This window comes from Gammaproteobacteria bacterium (genome assembly GCA_015709635.1).
GTDB lineage: Bacteria > Pseudomonadota > Gammaproteobacteria > Burkholderiales > Nitrosomonadaceae > Nitrosomonas.
The window spans coordinates 2770016-2793218 of sequence record CP054180.1; the positions used below are offsets into that span (position 1 = coordinate 2770016).

The 23203-nt window shown below is 51.0% G+C and carries 23 protein-coding genes; 17 read left to right on the forward strand and 6 right to left on the reverse strand.

What is annotated here, in order from left to right; translation table 11 throughout:
- Positions 1–22: 22 nt before the first annotated feature.
- The 3 genes from HRU78_13125 to maf all read right to left on the reverse strand — a co-directional run bounded on the left by HRU78_13125 (position 23) and on the right by maf (position 2634).
- Positions 23–1450, reverse strand: a complete 1428-nt coding sequence (locus tag HRU78_13125; GenBank protein ID QOJ24466.1) for a TolC family protein — start codon at positions 1448–1450, stop codon at positions 23–25.
- Between the two features lie 115 nt (positions 1451–1565).
- On the reverse strand, positions 1566–1940 hold the full coding sequence (locus tag HRU78_13130) for a hypothetical protein (protein ID QOJ24467.1): 375 nt from the start codon (positions 1938–1940) through the stop codon (positions 1566–1568).
- A gap of 97 nt (positions 1941–2037) precedes the next feature.
- Positions 2038–2634, reverse strand: coding sequence for a septum formation inhibitor Maf (maf, locus tag HRU78_13135; protein QOJ24468.1), 597 nt, complete (start codon positions 2632–2634; stop codon positions 2038–2040).
- 56 nt (positions 2635–2690) lie between these two features.
- Between maf and HRU78_13140 the strand changes: the two genes are divergently transcribed.
- The 10 genes from HRU78_13140 to HRU78_13185 all read left to right on the forward strand — a co-directional run bounded on the left by HRU78_13140 (position 2691) and on the right by HRU78_13185 (position 12538).
- Positions 2691–3206 (forward strand): DUF177 domain-containing protein, encoded by a 516-nt coding sequence (locus HRU78_13140; GenBank protein QOJ24469.1) that lies wholly within the window; start codon positions 2691–2693, stop codon positions 3204–3206.
- Positions 3207–3224: 18 nt separating this feature from the next.
- Positions 3225–3404 (forward strand): 50S ribosomal protein L32, encoded by a 180-nt coding sequence (gene rpmF, locus HRU78_13145; GenBank protein QOJ24470.1) that lies wholly within the window; start codon positions 3225–3227, stop codon positions 3402–3404.
- A gap of 65 nt (positions 3405–3469) precedes the next feature.
- Complete coding sequence (plsX, locus tag HRU78_13150) at positions 3470–4510, forward strand: phosphate acyltransferase PlsX (GenBank protein QOJ24471.1); 1041 nt, start codon at positions 3470–3472, stop codon at positions 4508–4510.
- Complete coding sequence (locus HRU78_13155) at positions 4510–5466, forward strand: ketoacyl-ACP synthase III (protein ID QOJ24472.1); 957 nt, start codon at positions 4510–4512, stop codon at positions 5464–5466. The genes plsX and HRU78_13155 overlap by 1 nt, the downstream gene beginning before the upstream one ends.
- A 3-nt stretch (positions 5467–5469) precedes the next feature.
- Entirely contained in the window at positions 5470–6411 is a 942-nt protein-coding gene (fabD, locus tag HRU78_13160) for an ACP S-malonyltransferase (GenBank protein ID QOJ24473.1), read from the forward strand.
- A 50-nt stretch (positions 6412–6461) separates the two neighbouring features.
- Entirely contained in the window at positions 6462–7205 is a 744-nt protein-coding gene (gene fabG, locus HRU78_13165; GenBank protein QOJ24474.1) for a 3-oxoacyl-ACP reductase FabG, read from the forward strand.
- A 162-nt stretch (positions 7206–7367) separates the two neighbouring features.
- Positions 7368–7610 carry an acyl carrier protein gene (gene acpP, locus HRU78_13170; GenBank protein QOJ24475.1) on the forward strand — a complete coding sequence of 81 codons (243 nt, stop codon included), beginning with the start codon at positions 7368–7370 and terminating at the stop codon, positions 7608–7610.
- A 37-nt stretch (positions 7611–7647) separates the two neighbouring features.
- Positions 7648–8889, forward strand: a complete 1242-nt coding sequence (gene fabF, locus HRU78_13175; GenBank protein QOJ24476.1) for a beta-ketoacyl-ACP synthase II — start codon at positions 7648–7650, stop codon at positions 8887–8889.
- Between the two features lie 16 nt (positions 8890–8905).
- Positions 8906–9901, forward strand: a complete 996-nt coding sequence (gene mltG, locus HRU78_13180; GenBank protein QOJ24477.1) for an endolytic transglycosylase MltG — start codon at positions 8906–8908, stop codon at positions 9899–9901.
- A 51-nt stretch (positions 9902–9952) separates the two neighbouring features.
- The gene (locus HRU78_13185; GenBank protein ID QOJ24478.1) at positions 9953–12538 is read left to right on the forward strand and encodes a glycosyltransferase family 39 protein; all 2586 of its coding nucleotides are present in this window, start codon (positions 9953–9955) and stop codon (positions 12536–12538) included.
- Positions 12539–12570: 32 nt separating this feature from the next.
- Here the strand turns inward: HRU78_13185 and HRU78_13190 are convergent, their stop codons facing one another.
- The 3 genes from HRU78_13190 to pgeF all read right to left on the reverse strand — a co-directional run bounded on the left by HRU78_13190 (position 12571) and on the right by pgeF (position 14660).
- Positions 12571–12984, reverse strand: a complete 414-nt coding sequence (locus HRU78_13190) for a DUF4019 domain-containing protein (GenBank protein QOJ24479.1) — start codon at positions 12982–12984, stop codon at positions 12571–12573.
- Between the two features lie 39 nt (positions 12985–13023).
- Positions 13024–13842: a ZIP family metal transporter gene (locus HRU78_13195; protein ID QOJ24480.1), complete on the reverse strand. Its 819-nt coding sequence runs from the start codon at positions 13840–13842 to the stop codon at positions 13024–13026.
- A 71-nt stretch (positions 13843–13913) separates the two neighbouring features.
- The gene (pgeF, locus tag HRU78_13200) at positions 13914–14660 is read right to left on the reverse strand and encodes a peptidoglycan editing factor PgeF (protein ID QOJ24481.1); all 747 of its coding nucleotides are present in this window, start codon (positions 14658–14660) and stop codon (positions 13914–13916) included.
- Positions 14661–14892: 232 nt separating this feature from the next.
- Here pgeF and HRU78_13205 point away from each other — a divergent pair, with 232 nt between their 5' ends.
- The 7 genes from HRU78_13205 (at position 14893) to HRU78_13235 (ending at position 23171) form a co-directional block, all read left to right on the forward strand.
- Positions 14893–16053 carry an ankyrin repeat domain-containing protein gene (locus HRU78_13205; protein QOJ24482.1) on the forward strand — a complete coding sequence of 387 codons (1161 nt, stop codon included), beginning with the start codon at positions 14893–14895 and terminating at the stop codon, positions 16051–16053.
- 23 nt (positions 16054–16076) lie between these two features.
- Complete coding sequence (locus HRU78_13210; GenBank protein QOJ24483.1) at positions 16077–16829, forward strand: glycerophosphodiester phosphodiesterase; 753 nt, start codon at positions 16077–16079, stop codon at positions 16827–16829.
- Positions 16826–18415, forward strand: coding sequence for a glycerol-3-phosphate dehydrogenase/oxidase (locus tag HRU78_13215; protein QOJ24484.1), 1590 nt, complete (start codon positions 16826–16828; stop codon positions 18413–18415). Before HRU78_13210 ends, HRU78_13215 begins: the two co-directional genes overlap by 4 nt.
- Complete coding sequence (locus HRU78_13220) at positions 18400–19803, forward strand: carbohydrate kinase (protein QOJ25057.1); 1404 nt, start codon at positions 18400–18402, stop codon at positions 19801–19803. Before HRU78_13215 ends, HRU78_13220 begins: the two co-directional genes overlap by 16 nt.
- A 195-nt stretch (positions 19804–19998) precedes the next feature.
- A complete protein-coding gene (locus HRU78_13225) occupies positions 19999–20589 on the forward strand; it encodes a protogloblin ApPgb (GenBank protein QOJ24485.1) in 591 nt (196 codons plus the stop codon).
- Between the two features lie 65 nt (positions 20590–20654).
- Complete coding sequence (locus HRU78_13230; protein QOJ24486.1) at positions 20655–21380, forward strand: glycosyltransferase; 726 nt, start codon at positions 20655–20657, stop codon at positions 21378–21380.
- Between the two features lie 333 nt (positions 21381–21713).
- Entirely contained in the window at positions 21714–23171 is a 1458-nt protein-coding gene (locus HRU78_13235; protein ID QOJ24487.1) for a hypothetical protein, read from the forward strand.
- Positions 23172–23203: the final 32 nt, after the last annotated feature.

The window sequence follows — 23203 nt, forward strand, 5'->3', positions numbered from 1 at the left end:
CTTATCCATTTTCTTCACGCTGCTATGGCTGGCGTGTATTGACTTCATGACCGGGTTTGACGCTCTCGATAGGGGCCGCAATCAGACGTTCAATGTCGTTAACCAAACGCTGATAGTTTGCCAGTGCGCGCACATACAGCAGCTGATTCTGAAACAACACGCGCTGGGCATCCAGCAGCTCCAGCAATCCAAACTTACCCAGCTCGTAGCCTCTGCGCATTACGTTAAAAGCGCTTCGGGCGCCGGGCAATATTTCATCACGAAGTATGTTAATTTCATTCCATACTGCCGACATCGTTTCATAAGATTGTGCAATCTCAGTTTTTAGTCGTAACTCGGTAGCCATCTGCTCATCAACAGCTTTATCCAAGCGATGATGGGCGTCTTTGAGATTGCCCTGATTGCGATCGAAGATCGGCAACGGTATTTGCAAACCCGCCACAATAGTACTGCCGCCCAACTGCGCATGATGCACAGCACCTGCATTGACGGTCAGATTGGGTATGCGGCGGGTTTGCTCGACTTCCAGCAGGGCCTTGCGCTGCTCGATATTTTTCATGGCACGCAGCGCCATTGGATTATTTAAAACATGCTCTTCCAGCATTTGAAAATCGGGTGGTGGAATCTGCGCCTCCAGATTTCCCAAAGCTTTACCAAATTGCGGAGAGGAACTATTCCACAACAGCGCTAACCGCTTACGTGCACCTGTTAAATCTCGCTGCGCTTGTTCCAGTTCAATGCGTGTAGTCGACAGCCCTACTTTAACCCTGGTCTCTTCAATGGGCGCCACCTTACCGCCCTGCACCCTTCCGCTCACGGTGCTAACTACATTCTGAGCCACTTGCTTGGTTTCTTCAGCAAGCCTCAGCCGCTCTTGTGCAGCGAGTACTTCTGTGAATACATTGGCAACCCGGAAAATAATGTCAATTCGTTTGATTTCGTAATCTTTAGCAGCCAGTTCTTCACCCAGCAATGCCGCGTTAACCCGGGCAGCCCGTTTTCCACCCAGTTCTATTAATTGATAGATACGAATCGTCGACAATTGCTGTACGACTTCTTGTGCTACCGCATGTGATGAATTGATATCACCAGTCAGCTTTTGTACATTTCCGGCATTTTCAACATTCAAAGACAATTCCGGATTTTTAAGCAACCCCGCTTGTAATGTTAGTCCTTCCAATGCGCGAATTTCTTTAGAAAAAGCTGCCAATTCAGGATTTCGCAACAAAGCAAGATTGACGGCATCACGTAACGTGAGCTCGCCCGTTTCTTCAATCGGCACTTCCGTTGCGTGATTTTTCCCGCCGCTTGGCAAGGCACTGAAGGAATCAGCGCTCGCCGCAGGCTGCAATAAAAAACCCAGCGATAAAATAATGAAACCCGGCAGCATGCGCCGCAGCTTGGATGCCACCCAATAACCGAGCGTTATATAGCGATCGCTCAAATTCATAAAATCCTCCGCACATACCTACACAACCGTGCAACAGATCACACATGATCCGTTTCCTTGCATCGCCATGGATCGTTATCGTCAATCCACAAACGACACGATTCTTAAATCTGACCTACACAATCAGCGAGTTTCTAGGAGGGCGCAGAGGTAAATCCGGAATGGTTTCGGGAATAAAGGAAGGGAGAAATACCGTGACGACTTCCGACGCAATCACATCAGGAAGCAGCGGCAGAGAGTTGAAGAAAAACGGCTGGTATTGCCCCGCTGAATGCAGGCACAAATGCGTTGATGCATCCAGCTCGATACCGTCCCACGTGACGTTATTGCGGTGCAATTCCAAGTGCAGCGCGGGATCAGCTGACAAAGATTGGCGGATATGATCCAGTTCGTGGGCAAATACCTCTCCTCTGAACGATAGGCTCAGTCCATTGGTCAGTATGCTGACAATCAGCATAGCGATAACAGCATAAGCCGGATATTTCCGCATAAGAATCAATCTACAAAAAATGAAAATTTCATTCCAACGCAATGATTCCACAGAATGACGCTATTTGCAATCAAGAAGTTTATGACAAAATAAAACGTTAAATAACCTCCACTCCTTCCGCCACCAGCATGTCGATCAGCGCGATCAGCGGCAATCCGATCAAGCCATTGGGATCATCTCCGGCCATGCGTTCGATCAGTGCAATTCCAAGCCCCTCCGACTTTGCGCTGCCGGCGCAGTGATAAGGTTGCTCCTTGCACAGATAGTTTTCAATTTGCTGATCGCTCAATGACCGGAATTTCACCCGATAGGGAATTACACGTATCTGTAACCGGTCTATAGCACTATTCAACAAACACAAAGCGGTATGAAAAACAACTTCCTTACCCTGAACCAGCTGCAATTGTTTAACCGCATTCGCATGATTCAATGGCTTACCGAGCGGAATTTTCTCCAATGCCGCCACTTGATCGGAACCGATAATGAGTGCATCCGGATAAGCTTTGGCAACGGCACGGGCTTTCGCTTCGGCCAAACGCTCGGCTGTCTCTGCGGGAGATTCATTCGGCAGTGGTGTTTCATCGATTTCGGGATGATGCGTCTCAAAGGGAATATGCAGCCGCTGCAGCAATTCCTTACGGTAAATCGAGCTGGATCCCAATACGATTGGCCGGGTATTATTTTGTATTTTCAAAATTTCCTTCTGTATTTTTTGACACTTACGATTAAAAAATATAACATGCGCGCCTTATGTCTGATAGGTTAGTCATAGACTCTCTGGATTTTGTGCGTAATGCGGGCAGTCGTCATGGTAAAATCCCGTTAGTCGAGCTTGTGCGCTTACATGATCTGTTGTTCGATCAAGAAGGGGAGCTAATCTATCAAATCAGTGGCCGGTTCGACAAGAATGAGAAGCCGGGTTTGTATATGGAAATAACAGGAAAAATTCATCTTAATTGCCAGCGCTGCCTCGACAAATTAGTACATCATATCGATTTGCAGACATTTCTGATACTGGCCAAAAACGAAGCGGAATTGGATCTTATCGATGAGGATGATACGGTCGGCGCCATTCTTGCGATACCTGATTTGGATGTTATTAATTTAATCGAGGATGAAGTCATTCTCAGCTTATCGATTTCATCATGTCACGCAGAAGGTGAATGCAGTGCGCTTAAGCTAAAAACCGCGGAAAGCGATTTAATCGATAAAACACCATCGGCGCATCCCTTTGCAGCATTGGCAACACTAAAAAAGACAAATTGAATTCAAGGAGTTATTTAAATGGCAGTTCAACAAAATAAAAAATCACCATCCAAACGCGGCATGCACCGTTCGCATGATTTTTTGACCAACCCGCCACTCGCGGTAGAGTCAAGCACCGGGGAAGTTCATTTACGTCACCATATTAGCCCCAATGGATACTATCGGGGCAAAAAAGTGATTAAAACCAAAAACGACTAACGATCATCTCTATTGCTACAAATCGTATCAACTTATAGTTTCTCCCAGCCGCAAGAGCACTGAAATTGGATATCACAGTAGCAATAGATTGCATGGGTGGTGATCATGGCCCCCATGTAACCGTTCCATCTGCGCTTGAATATTTACATCAGGATCCTGAAGCCAATATCATTTTGGTCGGCATTCCTGATGCCATAGAAGCCGAGTTGCGCGCGGCGAAATCAGAATTTGGTCCAAGAATCCGGTTACATCCGGCCAATGAAGTGGTTGGCATGGATGAATCGCCGGCAACTGCCTTACGCGGCAAGAAAGACTCTTCCATGCGCGTTGCCATCAATCTCGTCAAAACCGGCGAGGCGCAAGCCTGCATCAGCGCCGGCAACACCGGCGCATTACTGGCCACTTCCCGGTTTGTCTTGAAAACGATCCCAGGCGTCGATCGCCCGGCGCTGGCGGTAATATTACCGACCAGCACCGGCCACACGTATGTATTGGACTTGGGCGCTAACGTCGATTGCACGGCGGAACACTTGTTCCAATTCGGCATCATGGGCGCATCCTTGGTGTCTTCCGTGGAGAATAAAGCATCTCCCAGCGTCGGCTTGCTCAATATCGGCGAAGAGGAAATCAAAGGCAACGAAATCGTCAAGCAGGCAGCCGAGTTGTTGCGCAATAGCGGGCTTAATTTTTATGGCAACGTGGAAGGCAACGATATTTATAAAGGGACCACGGATGTCGTGGTGTGCGACGGCTTTGTCGGCAATATCACACTGAAAACCTCGGAAGGCTTGGCACAAATGCTGGCAACCTACTTGCGCGAGGAATTCAAACGCAATCTGTTGACCAAACTGGCCGGTGTGATCGCCATGCCGGTCATCAATTCTTTCAAGCGCCGGGTCGACCATCGGCGTTATAATGGCGCAAGTTTTCTGGGATTACGCGGCATCGTGATTAAAAGCCATGGCTCTGCCGACAAATATGCTTTCGGTTTCGCCATTAAACGCGCCGCCGATGAAGTGCGCGGTGGAATGTTGCGGCGTATTAGCGAGCGGGTAGCCGAGTTTTCCCATCATGCTCAAACTTCTTCTAAAGAAATAACACGATAATGTACTCAAGGATCACTGGAACAGGTAGCTATTTACCGGAAAAAATTCTCACCAACGCAGATCTGGAACGCATGGTGGATACCAGTGATGAATGGATTCGCACACGCACCGGTATCACGCAACGGCATATCGCCCGGGAAGATCAAGTAGCCAGCGACCTGGCGTTGCATGCATGTCAGAATGCCATGCAGGCAGCCGGCGTCACCAGTCAAGACATCGACCTGATCATTGTCGCCACCACCACCCCGGATATGATTTTTCCGAGCACCGCCTGTATTTTGCAAAACAAACTGGGTATCGACAATTGTCCGGCCTTTGACGTGCAAGCCGTCTGTAGCGGTTTTGTTTATGCGCTCGCCACCGCTGACATGTTTGTCAGTTCCGGTAAATGCCGCAATGCGCTGGTAGTAGGCAGCGAAATCTATTCCAAAATACTTGACTGGAACGATCGCAGCACCTGCGTTCTGTTCGGTGACGGCGCAGGCGCCGTGGTGCTTTCGCAAAGTGATCAGCCCGGCATTTTATCGACCCATCTGCACGCCAGCGGCAGTCACAGCAACATTCTCTCCGCACCGGGATATATCAGCGGCGGCAAAGTGCAAGGCACACCGTACATCAATATGGAAGGCAACGCCGTTTTCAAGTTTGCCGTCAAAGTCCTGGAAGAAGTCGTGCAGGAAGCGGTCGCAAAAAACAATCTACAATCCACCGACATCGACTGGCTGATCCCGCATCAGGCCAATATCCGGATCATCCAATCGACCGCCAAGAAGCTTGGACTTCCGATGGATAAAGTGATCGTGGCCGTGGACAAGCATGGTAATACTTCCGCAGCTTCCATCCCACTCGCGTTGGACCTTGCCGTACGCGACGGACGCATTCAGCGCGATCAATTGATTTTACTGGAAGGTGTCGGCGGCGGCTTTACATGGGGAGCAGTCTTACTGCGCTGGTGATTTATGAAATTTGCATTTGTATTTCCGGGCCAAGGATCGCAATCCGTCGGCATGATGAATGGGTACATAGGTTTACCCGTCATTCAACAAACCTTTCAAGAAGCATCCGATATCCTGAAACAGGATCTCTGGTCCATGGTGAATAACGGACCTGCGGATGATCTCAATCTCACGATCAATACGCAACCGCTGATGCTGACCGCAGGAATTGCGGTGTATCGTGCTTGGTCAAGCCTTGGTGGTGAAAAACCGGCAGCGATGGCCGGGCATAGTCTGGGTGAATATACCGCCTTGGTCGCATCCGAAGCATTGAGTTTTGCCGATGCCCTGGCATTGGTTCGCTTTCGCGCACAAGCCATGCAACAAGCCGTGCCGGAAGGTGTTGGCGGAATGGCTGCGATACTGGGATTGGATGATGCAGTCGTCAAGCAAATCTGCCGCGATGTTACCAGTCAAAGCAGCGGTGAATCGCTCGAACCGGCCAATTACAACTCCCCCGGGCAAATCGTCATTGCCGGACATAAAAATGCCATTTTGCGTGGCATCGAAATGGCCAAATCAAAAGGAGCGAAGCGCGCCATCATGTTACCGATGAGCATTCCATCGCATTGTTCTCTAATGCAGCCGGCAGCCGACAAAATGCAACAACAATTGCAGCGAGTAGCGCTGCAACCGCCCGCAATTCCGATTCTGCATAATGCCGATGTGAAAACACATAGCGATGCGGCGGATATCAAAGAAATTCTCGTGCGCCAGCTAACCGGTCCGGTGCGCTGGGTCGATACCATCAAAGCATTTGCTGCTTCCGGCATTACCCATGTTGTCGAATGCGGGCCGGGAAAAGTACTGGCAGGACTGAACAAACGGATCGATCAAAATCTGCAACAGCTGTCGCTGGCGGATAGTGAAGCCACTCAACAAGCTGTTATTAATTTAAGGACATAGCATTACAATGAATACTCGCAGTACACAATCATGGCTCGTTTTATGGAGGTATGATTTTGGAAAATAGAATAGCTTTGGTCACCGGTGCCAGCCGGGGTATCGGGCAAGCCATCGCAACCAAGCTGGGTCAATCGGGTGCTGTTGTCATCGGGACGGCGACCACGGAAAACGGTGCCAGCTCGATTAATCAATATCTGGAAAAAGCTGGCATCAAAGGGATGGGTATCGTTTTAAACGTAAACAATGCCGAACAAATCAACCGCACCGTGCAAACCATCCGGGAAAAATTCGGTGAAGTGGACATACTGATCAATAATGCCGGAATCACGCGGGATAACTTATTGGTTCGCATGAAAGACGAGGAATGGGATGACATTCTGGAAACCGATTTAAAATCAGTATTCCGATTAAGCCGCGCAGTCCTTCGTGCCATGATGAAAGCCCGTTACGGCCGTATCATCAATATTTCCTCCGTGGTTGGCGCTATGGGTAATCTTGGACAAGCCAATTATGCCGCCGCCAAAGCCGGCATGTTTGGCTTTAGTAAATCGTTAGCTCGTGAAGTCGGTAGCCGCAATATCACGGTTAACTGCATTGCCCCCGGTTTCATTGATACCGACATGACCCGCGCACTGGCTGATGAATTTCAACAGAACCTGATTCAGCACGTTCCTTTGGGAAGATTGGGGCGCCCGGAAGAAGTTGCTTCGGCCGTCGCCTTTCTGGCATCTTCCGCGGCAGGCTATATCACGGGTACAACGTTGCACGTGAATGGCGGTATGTATATGGATTAACACAGAAATTGATCGGATTGGATTATGACAGTGGAAGTCACACGACATTTTTTACACCGCCTAATGTAAACGCCGAAACAGACAATCATGTTTTGGTTTTGCTGGCATTTAAAATTTGCTAAAATGGCACGCATTTTTCTTACCTGAGAAGGAAATACCTAGATGGAAAATATTGAGCAGCGTATTAAAAAAATTGTAGCTGAACAACTTGGTGTAAACGAAGCGGAAGTCAAAAACGAATCATCTTTTGTCAATGATTTGGGAGCGGATTCACTCGATACGGTGGAATTGGTCATGGCTCTCGAAGAAGAATTCGAGTGTGAAATTCCGGATGAGCAAGCGGAAAAAATAAATACTGTTCAAGAGGCGATTGACTACGTCACAGCCCACACCAGTGCCAGCTAGCATTTAGTTTCTTTGAAAATAAGCAAGCGGAGCTATTTTGTCCAAACGTAAGGTAGTAGTTACCGGATTGGGTATTGTGTCACCTGTCGGCAGCACGGTATCCGGCGCATGGGAAAGCATCGTTTCAGGAATATCCGGCATTACCCGGATAACCCGCTTTGATGCATCAAGTTTTACATCGCAAATCGCGGGTGAAGTAAAAGATTTCGACGTTCATCAATACCTCTCCGCAAAAGAAGCGCGTCGCATGGATATTTTTATCCATTACGGCATGGCGGCGGCGATTCAAGCGGTCAAAGATGCCGGTATCGACGATATCGCTCACCTGGATGCGGAAAAGATCGGTGTCAATATCGGTTCAGGCATCGGCGGCTTGCCGATGATCGAAAACACGGATACCGCGTATCACGCGGGCGGACCACGAAAAATTTCCCCGTTCTTTATTCCCAGCACCATCATCAACATGATCGCGGGTAATTTATCCATCATGTACGGCTACAAAGGCCCCAACATCGCGATTGTAACGGCTTGTACTACAGCCACACACAGCATCGGTCATTCAGCTCGTATGATCGAGTACGGCGATGCCGATGTCATGGTGTGCGGCGGCGCGGAATCCTGCGTAACGCCGCTTGCTATCGGCGGATTTGCCGCTGCCAAAGCGTTATCGGTGCACAATGACAATCCGGTAGCTGCAAGCCGTCCGTGGGATACGGACCGCGATGGTTTCGTTCTGGGTGAAGGTGCCGGAGTTCTGGTGCTGGAAGAGCTGGAGCACGCCAAACGCCGCGGCGCAAAAATCTATGCGGAATTGGCCGGTTTCGGCATGAGCGCGGATGCCTTTCATATGACCGCGCCATGCGATGACGGCGAAGGTGCCGCGCGTTGCATGAGCAATGCACTCAAAAATGCCGGTATCAACACAACGGAAGTCGATTATGTCAATGCGCATGGTACCTCCACGCCATTGGGCGATATCGCTGAAACCGTTGCCGTCAAACGCTGCTTCGGTGAGCACGCCGGCAAACTCGCCGTCAGCTCGACGAAATCCATGACCGGGCACCTATTGGGCGCTGCCGGCGGTGTAGAAGCGGTTTTTTCCGTACTCGCGATCCATCATCGCATTGCGCCGCCGACCATCAATCTAGTCAATCAGGATCCGCAGTGCGATCTGGATTACATCCCCAATACCGCAAGAGACATGAATATCAAAGTTGCGCTATCCAACTCCTTCGGGTTTGGAGGAACCAACGGAACACTCGTTTTCCGTAGCGTATAAATTTATTCTATGGCGCATGCACATGCTGAAACGCTTGTTGTTTTACGCATTCTTTGCAACCATCCTGTTCATCGGATGGTTTTATTTGCATGTTCACTCAAGCATCAGGCTTCCCACCACCCCTTATGAATTCTCCGTCCGATCCGGCAGCAACCTGACGCAAGTCGCACAGCAACTCGCCGATGCCGGTGTCATTCACAGCAAATGGTCGTTGATCGTACTGGCGCGTTATCTCAACCGGGAATCCGCCATCAGAGCCGGAGATTATCTGCTGACCGAGAACATCACCCAGATTGCGTTATTAGACTATCTGACCAAGGGCGATGCCAAGCAGAATGAAATCAGAATTCTTGAAGGCTCGACTTTTGCGCAATTGCGGAAAATGCTCAGCGAGCACCCGGCCGTACAAAATCGCACCGCCGGACTCAGCGACCAAGAGATTCTGCATTTGATTGGCGCGACTGAAAGCGCTGCAGAAGGATTATTCTTTCCCGATACTTATTTTTTTGTCAGGGACAGCAGCGATATCGAAATTTTGCAACGCGCTTATCGCACCCTGCACAATCATCTGCAAACCAGCTGGGAATCGCGCGCGGAATCCTTGCCGCTGGCTTCGCCTTATGAAGCGCTCATTCTGGCATCGATTATCGAAAAAGAAACCGGCGTGGAAAGCGATCGTGCTGAAATAGCCGGTGTGTTCATCAACCGGCTGCGCAAAGGAATGCGTCTGCAAACGGACCCCACCATTATTTACGGCATGGGAGAACAGTTTGACGGCAATTTGCGCAAGCAAGATCTGCTTGCGGATCAGGAATACAACACTTATACTCGCGCAGGTTTACCGCCTACCCCGATTGCACTGCCGAGCTTGGCTTCCATTCATGCGGCGCTGAATCCGGCTGAAACCGATGCGCTGTATTTTGTGGCAAAAGGTAATGGGGAATCTCAATTTTCTACAAATCTAGCAGATCATAATAAAGCGGTTAATAAATACCAGAAGCAGCAAAAATAAAAAAACTATGCCGCAAACCATCACGCCTCAATGCTAATTCTGTAGAGCTACATGACTCAATTTTCGATTGTAGTACCCACACTGAATGAAGCCGAGAATATTGACTTACTCTTAACTCGTTTATTTGCTCTTGATTTCGGTCCGACTGGCTTTGAAGTTATTTTCGTCGATGATGGTTCGACCGATGGCACGCCGGATAAAGTGCGCGCCTGGAAGAACCGATCTAATGTCCGTTTAATTGAACGGCGCGAGAAACCGGATCTTACCGCTGCCATTCTGGCCGGTGTGGCAACAGCCCGAAGCGATGTCATCGTCGTCATGGACGCCGATTTGAGTCACTCGCCGGAACACCTGCCGGCAATCGTTACACCGGTCTTGCATAACAATTATGATGTCTCGATCGGCAGCCGGTATGTCGCAGGCGGCAGCACGGAAAACTGGCCGCTATACCGGCAGCTGCTGTCCCGTGCCGGCGGCTGGATAGCGCGTCCGCTGTGCGATGTGAACGATGCCACCTCGGGTTTCTTTGCCTTTCGCCGCGAACTGACCGCGAGCATTTCGAATCAAGCGCGCGGTTACAAAATTCTGCTCGAACTGCTCATGGCCAACCAAGGGAAACTGCGCGTCACCGAAGTGCCGATTTGTTTTCATGATCGCACGCACGGCACTTCCAAGTTATCACTGTCGCACCAGCTAGCCTATATTCAGCGGCTGATCACGCTGGCCGGCGGCACAGCCACGCTGAATACCGCCGGGCGTTTTGCCGTCGTCGGATTATCCGGCGTATTGATCGATGCTTTTATTTTTCATTGGATGATCAGCCGCGAAGCCGGGCTTGCACTGGCGCATTTCATCAGCTTCTTTGTTGCCGCAATCACCAACTATACACTGAACTCCAAGTGGTCGTTTCGCGAACACCATGCAGGTTATCTCAAGTGGCATCAATTCGGCCGTTTCCTGACCGTCGGTGCGCTTGCGCTACTCTTGCGCGGCGGCGTTTTGGCGTTGCTAGTGTACGTCTGGCATGTGCCGCCTCTGCTGGCGATTTTTCCCGCCATTGCGGTCACGGCCGCGGTGAATTATCTCGGTTCAGCGTTTTACGTATTCCCCAGTGAAAAGGATTTGCCATCGCTGGAAATACGCTGGCGCACGGCAGCGATCGGTATTGTGCTCTTTGCCATATTGTTGCGCCTGGTATATTCCGGCTTGGCGCAACTGATACCGGACGAAGCTTATTACTGGCAGTATGCGCAGCACATGGATCTCAGTTTTTACGATCACCCGCCCATGGTCGCGTGGCTAATCTGGTTCGGCACATCCCTTATCGGACACAATGAATTCGGCGTGCGTATCGGTGCATTACTGTGCGGCCTGATCACGATGGGATATCTATACGCGCTGGCACAGAATCTGTACGACAAATCCACGGCAATGCGCACCTTGCTATTACTGGTGATTCTGCCATTAGGGTTTGGCTCCGGTTTACTGATGACTCCGGATGCGCCGTTAGTCGCCGCCTGGGCCGCCGCATTGTATTACATGGAGCGCGCATTGGTCGCCGGTCAGCGTACGGCGTGGATAGGCATGGGGATTGCCTTTGGCGCCGGATTACTATCGAAATATACGATCGGATTGCTGGTCATCGCAGCGCTGGTTTTTATCATTTTAGACCCGGTTGCGCGGTGTTATATAAAGCGCGCTCATCCCTATCTGGCTGCACTTCTGGCGTTGATCCTTTTTTCACCGGTGCTGATCTGGAACTACGAAAATGATTGGGCATCGTTTGTTTTTCAGTCGCATCGCCTGCTGCATGATCAACACCAATTCGCCGTTCATTACTTAATTTTTCACATTCTGGTGTTACTGACTCCAATCGGCTTTGCTGCTGCAGTACTCGCGCTGTTTCCGGTCAAATGGTCTGAAAATCAGCAGCTCGAACGCAGGCGTCACTTATTCGTACAGATTTTCACCGGTGTTCCGCTTTTTATTTTTTTCGCCGTCAGCACTGTTGATGCGCCGCGCTTTCACTGGACAGGTCCGGTTTGGCTGGCAATTCTACCGGCCATTGCCTGGATGATGGGGCAAACCGATCACATCGGTACCGTTGCCAAACGCATTCAAGCCAGTTGGCGGCTAACCGTCGTTACCTGCATTTTTGCTTATGCCTTTGTATTGCATTATGTGGTACTGGGAATACCGGGTGTCCCTTACCATCTATTCACCGAGCATTATTTCTGGCGGGAAACGGCTGATGAAATCAAGCAGATTGCCGCGGAAGTGAAGCATCAGACCGGCCAGGATCCGATTGTTGTCGGCATGAGCAAATGGGCTGTTGCCAGCGCGTTATATTTTTATACGCATGGCGATGCAAAATTGGATATCCGTTCGCGCAATATGTTTGGCGACAGCGGTGCCATGTACGAATACTGGCTGCCATCGCAAGAACCCTCCGACCGCCCTGTTATCCAGGTTGGCATGAAGCGCCGCCATTTGGAAAAAATCCGGTCAAGAACTACCGACGTCACTCCCATGCTCGATAACCCCGGTTCCATCGAATACCGCGTGATCGAACGCTACGGCACGCCGGTGCGGCGCGTCTATTATCGCATTTCGCAGGGATTCAAAGGTGTGAGCTAATTCTCACAGCGACGTGAGTATCCGAGGTCCGCTTACTTAATCTCATACGCCGCAATCTGCCATGCGTCATTCTGCGTTTTTGCCAGCGTGATTGTTTCCAACGCCAGGCCTTTTTCCGCAAAAGTCGTATAAAACTGCAGCACGACATATTCGCCGTCAGGAAATCCCGATAACGATTGGGTTGAACCGGCGGTAGCGATATAGCGTGCGTTCACTGCGCCGCGCAGTGTCCTGATGACCGTAATCGATTTGATCCATGCCGCCTCGGCTGTTTTTTCCTTGAATAGCGGTGATGCGTTTTCCCAGCTCTCTTTATATTTTCCGCTATCGATCAGCCCAAGCCATGCGCGCGCGCTGCTTTCCACTTTCTCAAGAATATTGCTTTCTTGCGCATGCGCAGCGCTGGTGCAAAAAAGCAGCAGTAACAGCACAATCAATCGTTTCATCGTTGCATACCTCATTAGTAAAGTTTCCGGAACATGCCATCAGTCATGCGGAAAAAAACTTCCCGTGATCCAGATCGAAGCGATGCCCAGTAAAATCAATGCCACCTGCTGCACGGTCGCATGAATTTCCGGGCGTTTATGCAGTCCCGGGATCAAATCCGACATCGCCACATAAATCATACTGGCTGAAGCAATTGCCAATAGCGGTTGCACCAGGAAATTCATGTTATGCAACATGAAATAAGCCAATACGCCGCCAACCAGCGTGGCAAAGCTGGACAGCAGATTCAGCAGAAACGCCATGCGGCGGGTATAACCCGAGTTCAGCAGAATAATAAAATCCCCCGCTTCCTGCGGGATTTCATGCGCGATGATCGCGATCGATGTCACGATACCCAATTGCACGTCCACCATGAAAGCGGCCGCGATCAAAATGCCATCGACAAAATTATGAAAGGTATCGCCTACAATGATCATGATTCCGCTGCGGCCATGATCATGCGCATGGTGAGCGGCTGCGGAGGGAACTGAAGTCACCTGAATGTCATGCGCATGAGCCAGGTCATGCGCTTCACAATCCTCTAGATGACAATGGCGCCACAGCACCAGCTTTTCCAGAATAAAAAAGACCAGAATACCGAGCAGCACGACGATAGTAACTTGCGCCGGACTATCAGCCAATTCAAGCGCTTCCGGCAACGTATTCAGGAAAGCGGCGCCCAATAATGCGCCAATGGCATACGACACCAGCATGGAAAGCCACGATACCCGGGCATTGAGCGCCAATACTGCGGCAAACAGTAAACTCAATGCCCCACCCAGCAAGCTGGCGGTTATGATCCAGGTCAGCGTCGACATAAAACCAATGACAAAAGAAAGGCCGGATTATACGCTGTTACAACGCAATAAATTATCCCGTCAACGAATTTTTACTCCAGCCAAATCAGTGCAGCCATCCGCCCGGTTTCACCGTCACGGCGGTAGGAAAAGAAACGTGCCGGATCGCTATAGGTGCAAACGCCACCGCCATAAATCTCCGTAATGCCCGCACTATTCAATCGCTGCCGGGCCAGCAGAAAAATATCCGCCAGCCATTTTTCTTCGCGCTCGCTATCCCTAGGTGTAAAAGCTCGCACGGCCTGCGTGTCATGTCGCACAAAAGCTTCATAAACATCCTTGCCGACTTCAAAATGAGCCGACCCGATCGCCGGCCCGAGCCATGCCATCAATGAGCCGCAATCACCCTGCATCGCGGCAACCGATTGCTCAATGATCCCACCAGCCAACCCGCGCCAGCCGGCGTGCACGATGCCCACCATGGTGCCTGCTTTATCACACAGAAACACCGGCAAACAATCGGCGACCATGACGGCGCACACCGTGCCTTGCGTGCGGCTCAGCACTGCGTCGCCCTCCGGTGTTGCCGCTTCTGTCTCGTCGATCCAGACGGCTGAGGTGCCGTGCACTTGTTTCAACCATTTCGGATCGTTCGGTATATAGCGGCGCAATATCGCGCGGTTCCGTGCGACATGCGCCACGTCATCATGGACATGCGCGCCCAGATTCAGCGAAGCGTAGACATCATTCGCGCCACGGCTGACGCCGCCGCTGCGCGTCGTAAACAACGCTCTGACATTGCTTGGCGCCGGCCAATCGGGAGTTATCCAATCATTCATAGGTATCGATCAATCATCAAATGCCGCATGCAAATTCATAGCCTCTTTTTACCGGTGAAAATAAAATGCCTATCTTAACCAGCCAATGAGAACGAAGAAAATATATTTCTGAGTTAAAATAGCGAACATGAAAAACAACAATTCATTGTCAGCGTAAAAAACGCTGATCGACTAACCCCGGAAATAAATCTTGAAAGCCGGTAACAACATAAGCTTCCGATAGGTACCATTGATGAATCATTTAAAAAACTTTATAAATTTTACACGCATATTCATAATTTTCCCGGCAATAACAGCCTTCCTGCTGGTTTCTGCCGCCACTGCCGCTTCCGATGATGAAGCCGAATTTCTTAAAGCTGCATTTTCCGGACAACCGGAAAACCTCAAGCAATTACTGGACAAGGGAGTCAATGTCAATTATCAGAATGACAAGGGATTCAGCGCACTGATCGTTGCCTCGCAATACGGGCACGCCGATAACGTCAACTTGCTGCTGGAAAAAAATGCCGACGTCAATCTGAAAAATGCAGGCGGCGTTACAGCGCTGATCATCGCGGCCAAAAACGGCCATGCCGATGTAGTCAATGCCTTGCTGGCGAAAGGTGCGCAGATTAATGCGCAAACAACTGATGGCATCACCGCATTGATGCTGGCGATTCAGAAAGGTCATGAGGGCATTGCCGGTACCTTGCTGGAAAAAGGCGCGGATATTCATTTACAAACCCAGGACAAGCTCACCGCCTTGATCATCGCCGCCATGGACGGCAGAGCGAGCATTGTCGACAAGCTGCTGGCAAAAGGCGCAAAAGTCGATGCGCAAGCCGCTGACAATACCACTGCATTGTATATGGCGGCCAGGAACGGCCACACCGCGATAGTCAAAACGTTGCTGGCGAAGAATGCAGCCGTCGATTTGCTGGCAATCAACGATACCACACCGCTGTTCATCGCAGCGCAGAACGGTCATATCGAGATTGTCAACGCGCTGCTGGCGAAAGGCGCCAAGACCGATGTGCAGGACAAGAATGGCGCGACACCGCTCACACTCGCAGCATTGATCGGTCATGTTGACGTGGTCAAAGCATTGCTCAAACAAGGCGCCAAAGTCGATCATCAAGCGACCAACGGATTTACGCCGCTGATTCTGGCAGCGCAAAACGGCCATACTGCGGTCATTGAGGTTTTGCTGGAGAACGGCGCTAAAATCGATCTGCAAAACGAAGATGGCGTAACCGCATTGATGTGGGCTGCGCTCCATGACCATGCCGATACCGTAAAAACGCTGTTAGCCAAAGGCGCCGATGCGAAAATCAAAAGCAAAACCGGCAAAACCGCTGTGGAGATGGCTAAAGACCCTGCCGTCGCAGAATTGCTGCCGGCCACTGCAAAATAATGTAACCGCCTCCCGGTCACGCGATGTCAGAACACAACGATCAGCCGCCTCACAAAGTCCAAGTGTTCGCCCATCGCGGCGCAAACCGGGAAGCGTTTGAGAATACCCGCAGTGCTTTCGATAAGGCACTCGCGTACGCCATCGACGGCATCGAAACCGACGTGCAGTTGAGCCGCGATGAAATTGCCGTGCTATGGCACGACCGTTTCCTCAACAAAATCGGCTTGGATGATAAACGCATCGACGATTTCGATTACCGCCAGCTGACCACATTGATCCATCCTGAATCGGACGGCGAAGGCCTGATGACGTTGCAGGATTTTCTGGCCGCTTACCATACCCGCTGCCGTTTGCTGATCGAAGTCAAAAATCGCGGCTGGGAGCCGGTTGCCCGTCATCAATTGAAAATCCGTCAGACACTCGATCTGGTCGGCCAAAATCCGCAAAGCCGGATGATCGTCTCGTCGTTCAATCTGGCCAGTCTCGAATATGCGCACCAATACCGGCCGGAATTTCCGCTGATATACAATTTCGAAGACGATCAAACCATTGCGGATGCGCGTGCTCTGTTCAACACCCATGCTTTCCTCTACGGACTCTGCATCCCCATCCAAAACATAGACTGTGCGTTCACCGGATTGCTGCGCGAACACGGCAAATGCGTTGCCGTTTATACCTGCAACAGCGATGACGAAATCGACAAAGCCTTGCAATTGGGTGTCGATGTTCTGATCAGCGATGTACCGCAACAAGCGCTGGCGCTGCGCGACCGATGAAACGGGATTTCGCAGCGCTACAACATCAATCGTTCGATCTTCTGATATGCGGCGGCGGCATATACGGCGCATGGACCGCGTACGATGCCGCATTGCGCGGCCTGAAAGTCGCCCTCGTCGAACAAAGCGACTGGGCCGGCGCTACATCCTCCGCCTCGAGCAAATTGATTCACGGCGGCCTGCGTTATCTGGAAACATACGATTTCAAACTGGTCAGCAAATCACTGAAAGAACGCACCCTGCTGCTGCATAACGCGCCGCACCGCATTTGGCCGTTACGTTTTGGCGTACCCGTGTACGCGCAGCAGCGTTTAAACCGCTTGCAACTGAAACTGGGGTTAACGCTGTACGATTTTCTGGCGCATGATCCGGAACCGCGCATGCAGCACCGCTATTTCAATCCAAAACAATTCACTGCGCATTTTCCGGCGCTCACCGAGGTTGCATTGAAAGGCGGTTTCACCTACGCCGATGCGCAAACCGATGACGCGCGCCTGGTGCTGGAGCTCATCGCCGGCGCGCAGCAAGCCGGTGCACGTTGCGTCAATTACTGCAAACTGGTTCAAATACTGGAAACCAATGGCAAAGCGAACGGCGCCGTCGTGCAAGACCAGCTCACGCAAACCGATGTGGAAATCCGCGCCAAGCAAATCGTTTTCACCACCGGCCAGTGGCTAGCTACAGAGCCGCCCAGCCAAGATTGGTGCCGCCTGGCCAAAGGCATTCACCTGCTCATGCCCGCCGTGCTGAACGATGAAGCCTTGCTGCTGACCGCGCAATCCGATGGCCGGGTGTTTTTTATGATTCCCTGGTACGGCCTAACACTCCTCGGTACTACCGACACCGATTTTACCGGCGATGTGGAATCGATCCGTGTCGATGACAGCGATATCGATTATCTGTTGGCTGCTGCCAACGGTTATCTGAAAACGCCGTGGAGCAAAGCCGACATCATCGGCCGTTTTGCCGGCGTGCGGGTTTTTAAGCAACCTGTAAAAACCGCTTCTGCCAGCTCGCCTTCCGCAGTCAGCCGCGATTGGGAATTGAAAACCGCCGCCAACGGTGTGCACTATGCCATCGGCGGAAAAATCACGTCATCGCGCCAGGATGCCGCCGACATCGTCGACACGGTATGCGCTCAGTTAGGCATTTCACAACCTTGCGCCACACAGCACAAACGTTTTCCGTGGGCGCCACAGGAAAATTTCTCCACATGGTTTAACACGATGCAAAACCGCGCGGAACAGTTAGGCATCGATGCAGAAAGCGCTAAATGGCTACTGCGCCGTCACGGCACGCATGCCGCTGAAATTTTTCGCAACATTGAGTCAGATGCCGGTCTGGCGCAACGCATCATTCCGCCACTGCCGTTTATTGTTGCCGATTTGATGTATTGCGCAACGAACGAAATGATCGTTCATCTCGACGATCTGTTACGCCGCCGCCTGCCATTACTGATCCTCGCCAGATTGAGCGAAGATCAATTGCAGCACATCGCATTGCGCGCGGCAGCTGCCATATCATGGGATGATGCACGTTTGCATCAGGAAATCGAGCGTTGCCGCACGCTATGGATCGCACATTGATCGCAGCGATTGCCCTCGATTTGGGCTCAACGTCGATCAAAGCCGCTGTACTCGATCGGCAAGGCAATCTGCAGCATATCGTCACCCAGCCTGCACCGGCAATCGATCACCGCCAGGGCCGGTATGAAAGCGATGCGATGGAATACGCACGCATCGCCGAACACGTTTTGCAAACCTGCAGGGCGCAAACCGGCGAGAAAGCGTCACTGGGGCTGTGCAGCCAACGTTCGTCCTTTCTGATCTGGGATAAAACTAGCGGAAAACCGGTAACGCCGTTGATTTCGTGGCAGGATGACCGGGGAAAAAGTTGTTGCGAGCACTCGCAGACATCAGCAGACACATTGCACACGCTGACCGGATTACGTTTGACGCCCTATTATTTCGCCCCCAAGCTCAGTGTGCTGTTGCAACAAAATCCGGCATGGCGCGAAAAGCTGGTTCAAGGCGAATGGCTGGCCGGTACATTGGATACTTTCCTGCTCTGGCGCTGGACCAACGGTACGCATTTTGTCACCGACGCGTCGATGGCCGCGCGTACGCTGTTGATGGATATTCACCGCCAGCAATGGTCGGATACTTTGTGCCATCTGTTCGACATTCCCCTTGCGATTTTACCGCACATCAAACCTTCCACCGGATTGAATATGTTGTTGGTAAATGGTTTGATGCTGCAAGCCAGCGTCGGCGACCAATCGGCCGCGCTGATCGCCAGCCTGACCGATCACGCTTGCGAAGCTTTGGTTAATCTCGGCACCGGCGGTTTCGTGATCCGCTCCCTTGCGCCGGGCACACCGGCGTTTGACGGTTACCTGCACACCTTGGTTTATCAGGATAACCAGCGGGAAACACGGTTCGCCGTTGAAGGCACGCTCAATTCCATCGCTGCCGCGCTCGCGCCTTATCCGGTCACGGATTGCCGCATCGAGGATTTGGCGCAAAGCGATATTTTTTGTTTGGCGGAACCCAGCGGCTTAGGTGCTCCGTATTTCCGCAACGATTGGGGCATACACTTCTCTGCATCCACTGCGGGACTGAGTGCACAACAGGTTGCCACGTTGTTGCTGGAGGCGATCATTTTCCGCGTGGCACGTATCTTGGAAGACTTTCACCGCCATTCGCCGCTGACTCGAGCTTACCTATCGGGTGGATTGTCCGAACTGCTTTGTCTGCAGCAGGGCATTGTGCAGTGCGCTCCCTGCCCGGTTTGGCATTTGCAGCAAAAGGAAGCAAGCCTGCAAGGCGCTGCCCTACTTGCGTGCGAGTTAAAAATAACCGGTCAGCGAAAAGCGGAGAAAATAGAAATCAAACAAGCAAACACGGCATTAGCGGGAAAATACCGGCGCTGGAAAGTCTGGCTCGATGCGTTATTGCAAACACAAAGCGGCTAATTTTAAAAAGATTACCCGCACAAATTATCAATCCTGTAGAATCCGCGTTGCAAATTTTCACTCGATTCGTTTTTCTATATAATTTAATAAGAATTCATTGCATAACCGCATGATATCCCATGCATAACCGGCAATAGCAATAACCAGCGCCAGTTATGATGATTAACATCTTAAATACTTAAAAAAGGAAATCTTATGGCAACCAATATTCCCGGCTATACCTACGGTACCGCCGCTGTTGCGAAATCTCCCGTATCGATGGACGATTTCGCCAAGCTGAAACAAGCCTCATTATTCGGCGACGACGATGTGCGTTATTTGAAAATGTCGCACGATGTGCTGAAGGATCAAGTCGAGCAAATTCTCGACGTGTGGTACGGTTTTGTCGGCTCGACGCCTTTCCTGTTGCATTACTTCACCAATGCAGCCGACGGCCAGCCCAACATGGACTATCTCGGTGGTGTGCGCAAACGTTTCGGCCAATGGATTCTGGATACCGCCAATGCGGAATACAATCAGGACTGGTTGAACTATCAACACGAAATCGGTTTACGCCACCATACCACCAAGAAAAATACCACCGACAATGTGAAATGCGTACCGATCATTCATGTGCATTATATTTTTGCGCTGTTGATCCCGATCACCACCACACTGCGTCCGTTCCTGGAAAAAGGCGGCCATTCCCGTGACGATGTCGATCGCATGCAAGACGCATGGCGCAAATCCGTGCTGATGCAAGTGATTCTATGGTCACAACCGTACATCAAACAAGGCGAGTTCTAATCTCGCGCTGGAGAGCGGTTCTGCCGTTCTCCCTTGATTCATCCTCTCAGTTACCTCATTGATTCATGCATCTGTCGATCGTCATTCCCGCTTTTAACGAAGAACAACTGATCCTCGATTGTTTGCATTCGATCGAAGAATCCGTCAGCGCCAACCGGAAACCCGGCTTTACTCATGAAGTCATCGTCGTGGACAACAATTCCACCGACAAAACCGCGGAACTGGCGCAACAGGCCGGCGCAAAAGTCGTGTTTGAACCGATCAATCAGATCGGCCGCGCGCGCAATACCGGTGCGGCAGCCGCCACGGGAGACTGGCTGCTGTTTGTCGATGCCGACAGCTTGTTGAATCCCGGCATGGTCGCCGACATCCTGTGCATGATCGAATCAGATAAATACGTGGGATGCGGCAGCGTCATGCACATGCCCGATTTGCCGTGGTGGGGCACTGCCGCAATGCGGCTCTGGACCGTACTATCCATTACCTTCCGTTGGGCATCCGGCGCATTGGTCGTATGCCGCAGCGACGCGTTTCGCGATGTCGGTGGATTTAACCAGGAAATGTTCGCCGCCGACGAAATCGATTTGAGCGAACTACTGAAAAAATGGGGGCGCAAACACGGTCTAAAATTCACCATCCTGACCCGCCATCCACTCGTTACTTCGCCACGCAAAGTCAAACTCTATACCGGCCGGGAAATCGCCGGACAATTCTTCAGCGTCATGTTCAGTCCGCGCAAGGCGCTATTAGACAAGAAAAAACTGCCGATTTGGTACGATGGTCGGCGTTAACACATTCAAGATTCCCTAACTTTCACCGGCAAGATTTACTCCAGTCACAGTTCATCGTGTTAAACCAGTTGCACTGGCGGCTCTTTTCACTTCACCTCTCTATTTCAAAACGACATTAAAAACCTGAGCCAATCATATCTTTTTGTGTGATTTTTCTCACAGAGATGTTTCCGTAGTTTACCTATACTATAACCATTAGTTCAATATGACTATAGGCAATCATCATCAATTCAATTAGACTACGCGCCATTTTCAGCAATTACTGAACATTACGTTGAGCTAAATTTTGGAAAAATTTAGCTCGTTTCTTTATCCACCAATAGGAGTCAATTGATGCAAAGCAGCAACATCGTGAGATTACAAATAATCTCCGCATTATTCTTTATGCTGGCAGCACCGGCATTTGCCAAAGACGATCATGACGATGATCGTGATCGCGGTCATAATACCAATCGGCTGCCGAATATGTTTAGCTCGGAAAACAGCCATGGGAAAGATGCAACTTATAGCACGGCAGGTTTTATCGATCTTAACAATCCTTTTTTTAAAAGCATCGGAACCAATGGCCGCAGTTGTGCTTCCTGCCATGCGCCCGAACAAGGATGGACAATCACGCCTAAAGCGGTAAAAAAAATCTTCGATAAAACAAAAGGCTTGGATCCGCTGTTCCGCCTGGTCGACGGCGCCAACTCTCCGCTTGCCGATGTAACCACCGTTAGCAAGCGTCGCACCGCTTACAGCATGTTGCTTAACAAAGCCAACATCCGCGTCGGAATCGGCATTCCCAGCGGCGCCGAATTTGAATTGATCGAAGCCGATGATCCCTATGGTTTCGCCAGTGAAACCGAGTTGTCCTTATTCCGCCGCCCGATGCCGACGACCAACCTGAAGTTTCTCAGTACCGTCATGTGGGACGGCCGCGAAACAACACTGAAGCCAGGCTCCGGTGATTGTATTTATGGCACATCGACTTGTTTCTCTCCGGTATCGTTTGACTTGGGCACCCAAGCCAATCACGCCACCCTGGGTCACGCGGAAGCATTGCGCGATCTGACGAACGAGGAACGCGATGCAATCGTGGCATTCGAATCCGGATTATTCACCACGCAAATTCGTGACAACGACGCCGGCGACCTCACGGAAGAAGATGCACTCGGCGGTCCAAAAGTACTCACCAAGCAGAAATATTACTTCGGCATTAACGACACATTGGCCGGTGATTACAAAACGCACAAACCGTTCAATCCCAATGTGATGTCACTCTATGACAGCTGGAACCGCTTCAAAGCAAACAAATCGCCGCACAGCACCAAAGGCGCACGTGCCGCCATTGCACGCGGCCAAGCGCTATTCAATAGCAAGTCGATCATTATCAAGAACGTAAAAGGCATTAACGACGATTTGGGTGTCAGCGAGCTGGCCGGTACCTGCACGACATGCCACAACACGCCGAATTCGGGCAATCACTCCACGCCAATGCCGCTCGACATCGGTGTTGCCGATGAATCGCGCCGCACGCCGGATATGCCGTTGTATACCTTGAAAAACAAAACGACCGGTGAAATCGTCAAAACCACCGACCCGGGCCGTGCGTTGCTCACCGGTAAGTGGAAAGACATCGGCCGTTTCAAAGGACCGATTCTGCGCGCAGTCGCCTCTCGGCCGCCTTACTTCCATGATGGTTCTGCACCGGATTTACAATCCGTGGTCGAATTCTACAATACCCGCTTCAATATCGGTCTGACCGAAAACGAAAAAGCGGATCTCGTCGCTTTCCTGGCAGCGCTGTAGAACGTATTCGCTAACCGGCGATGGAAAAATGA

What these genes read in the sequence shown, in the direction of transcription:
- HRU78_13235 (QOJ24487.1), top strand. Translation starts at nt 21,714, where the DNA reads ATGCAAAGCAGCAACATCGTGAGATTACAAATAATCTCCGCATTATTC.
- fabD (QOJ24473.1), top strand. Translation starts at nt 5,470, where the DNA reads ATGAAATTTGCATTTGTATTTCCGGGCCAAGGATCGCAATCCGTCGGC.
- rpmF (QOJ24470.1), top strand. Translation starts at nt 3,225, where the DNA reads ATGGCAGTTCAACAAAATAAAAAATCACCATCCAAACGCGGCATGCAC.
- HRU78_13155 (QOJ24472.1), top strand. Translation starts at nt 4,510, where the DNA reads ATGTACTCAAGGATCACTGGAACAGGTAGCTATTTACCGGAAAAAATT.
- HRU78_13130 (QOJ24467.1), bottom strand. Translation starts at nt 1,940, where the DNA reads ATGCGGAAATATCCGGCTTATGCTGTTATCGCTATGCTGATTGTCAGC.
- HRU78_13195 (QOJ24480.1), bottom strand. Translation starts at nt 13,842, where the DNA reads ATGTCGACGCTGACCTGGATCATAACCGCCAGCTTGCTGGGTGGGGCA.
- HRU78_13210 (QOJ24483.1), top strand. Translation starts at nt 16,077, where the DNA reads ATGTCAGAACACAACGATCAGCCGCCTCACAAAGTCCAAGTGTTCGCC.
- mltG (QOJ24477.1), top strand. Translation starts at nt 8,906, where the DNA reads ATGCACATGCTGAAACGCTTGTTGTTTTACGCATTCTTTGCAACCATC.
- HRU78_13125 (QOJ24466.1), bottom strand. Translation starts at nt 1,450, where the DNA reads ATGAATTTGAGCGATCGCTATATAACGCTCGGTTATTGGGTGGCATCC.
- pgeF (QOJ24481.1), bottom strand. Translation starts at nt 14,660, where the DNA reads ATGAATGATTGGATAACTCCCGATTGGCCGGCGCCAAGCAATGTCAGA.
- HRU78_13205 (QOJ24482.1), top strand. Translation starts at nt 14,893, where the DNA reads ATGAATCATTTAAAAAACTTTATAAATTTTACACGCATATTCATAATT.
- HRU78_13215 (QOJ24484.1), top strand. Translation starts at nt 16,826, where the DNA reads ATGAAACGGGATTTCGCAGCGCTACAACATCAATCGTTCGATCTTCTG.
- acpP (QOJ24475.1), top strand. Translation starts at nt 7,368, where the DNA reads ATGGAAAATATTGAGCAGCGTATTAAAAAAATTGTAGCTGAACAACTT.
- HRU78_13225 (QOJ24485.1), top strand. Translation starts at nt 19,999, where the DNA reads ATGGCAACCAATATTCCCGGCTATACCTACGGTACCGCCGCTGTTGCG.
- HRU78_13190 (QOJ24479.1), bottom strand. Translation starts at nt 12,984, where the DNA reads ATGAAACGATTGATTGTGCTGTTACTGCTGCTTTTTTGCACCAGCGCT.
- HRU78_13230 (QOJ24486.1), top strand. Translation starts at nt 20,655, where the DNA reads ATGCATCTGTCGATCGTCATTCCCGCTTTTAACGAAGAACAACTGATC.
- HRU78_13185 (QOJ24478.1), top strand. Translation starts at nt 9,953, where the DNA reads ATGACTCAATTTTCGATTGTAGTACCCACACTGAATGAAGCCGAGAAT.
- fabG (QOJ24474.1), top strand. Translation starts at nt 6,462, where the DNA reads ATGATTTTGGAAAATAGAATAGCTTTGGTCACCGGTGCCAGCCGGGGT.
- HRU78_13140 (QOJ24469.1), top strand. Translation starts at nt 2,691, where the DNA reads ATGTCTGATAGGTTAGTCATAGACTCTCTGGATTTTGTGCGTAATGCG.
- HRU78_13220 (QOJ25057.1), top strand. Translation starts at nt 18,400, where the DNA reads ATGGATCGCACATTGATCGCAGCGATTGCCCTCGATTTGGGCTCAACG.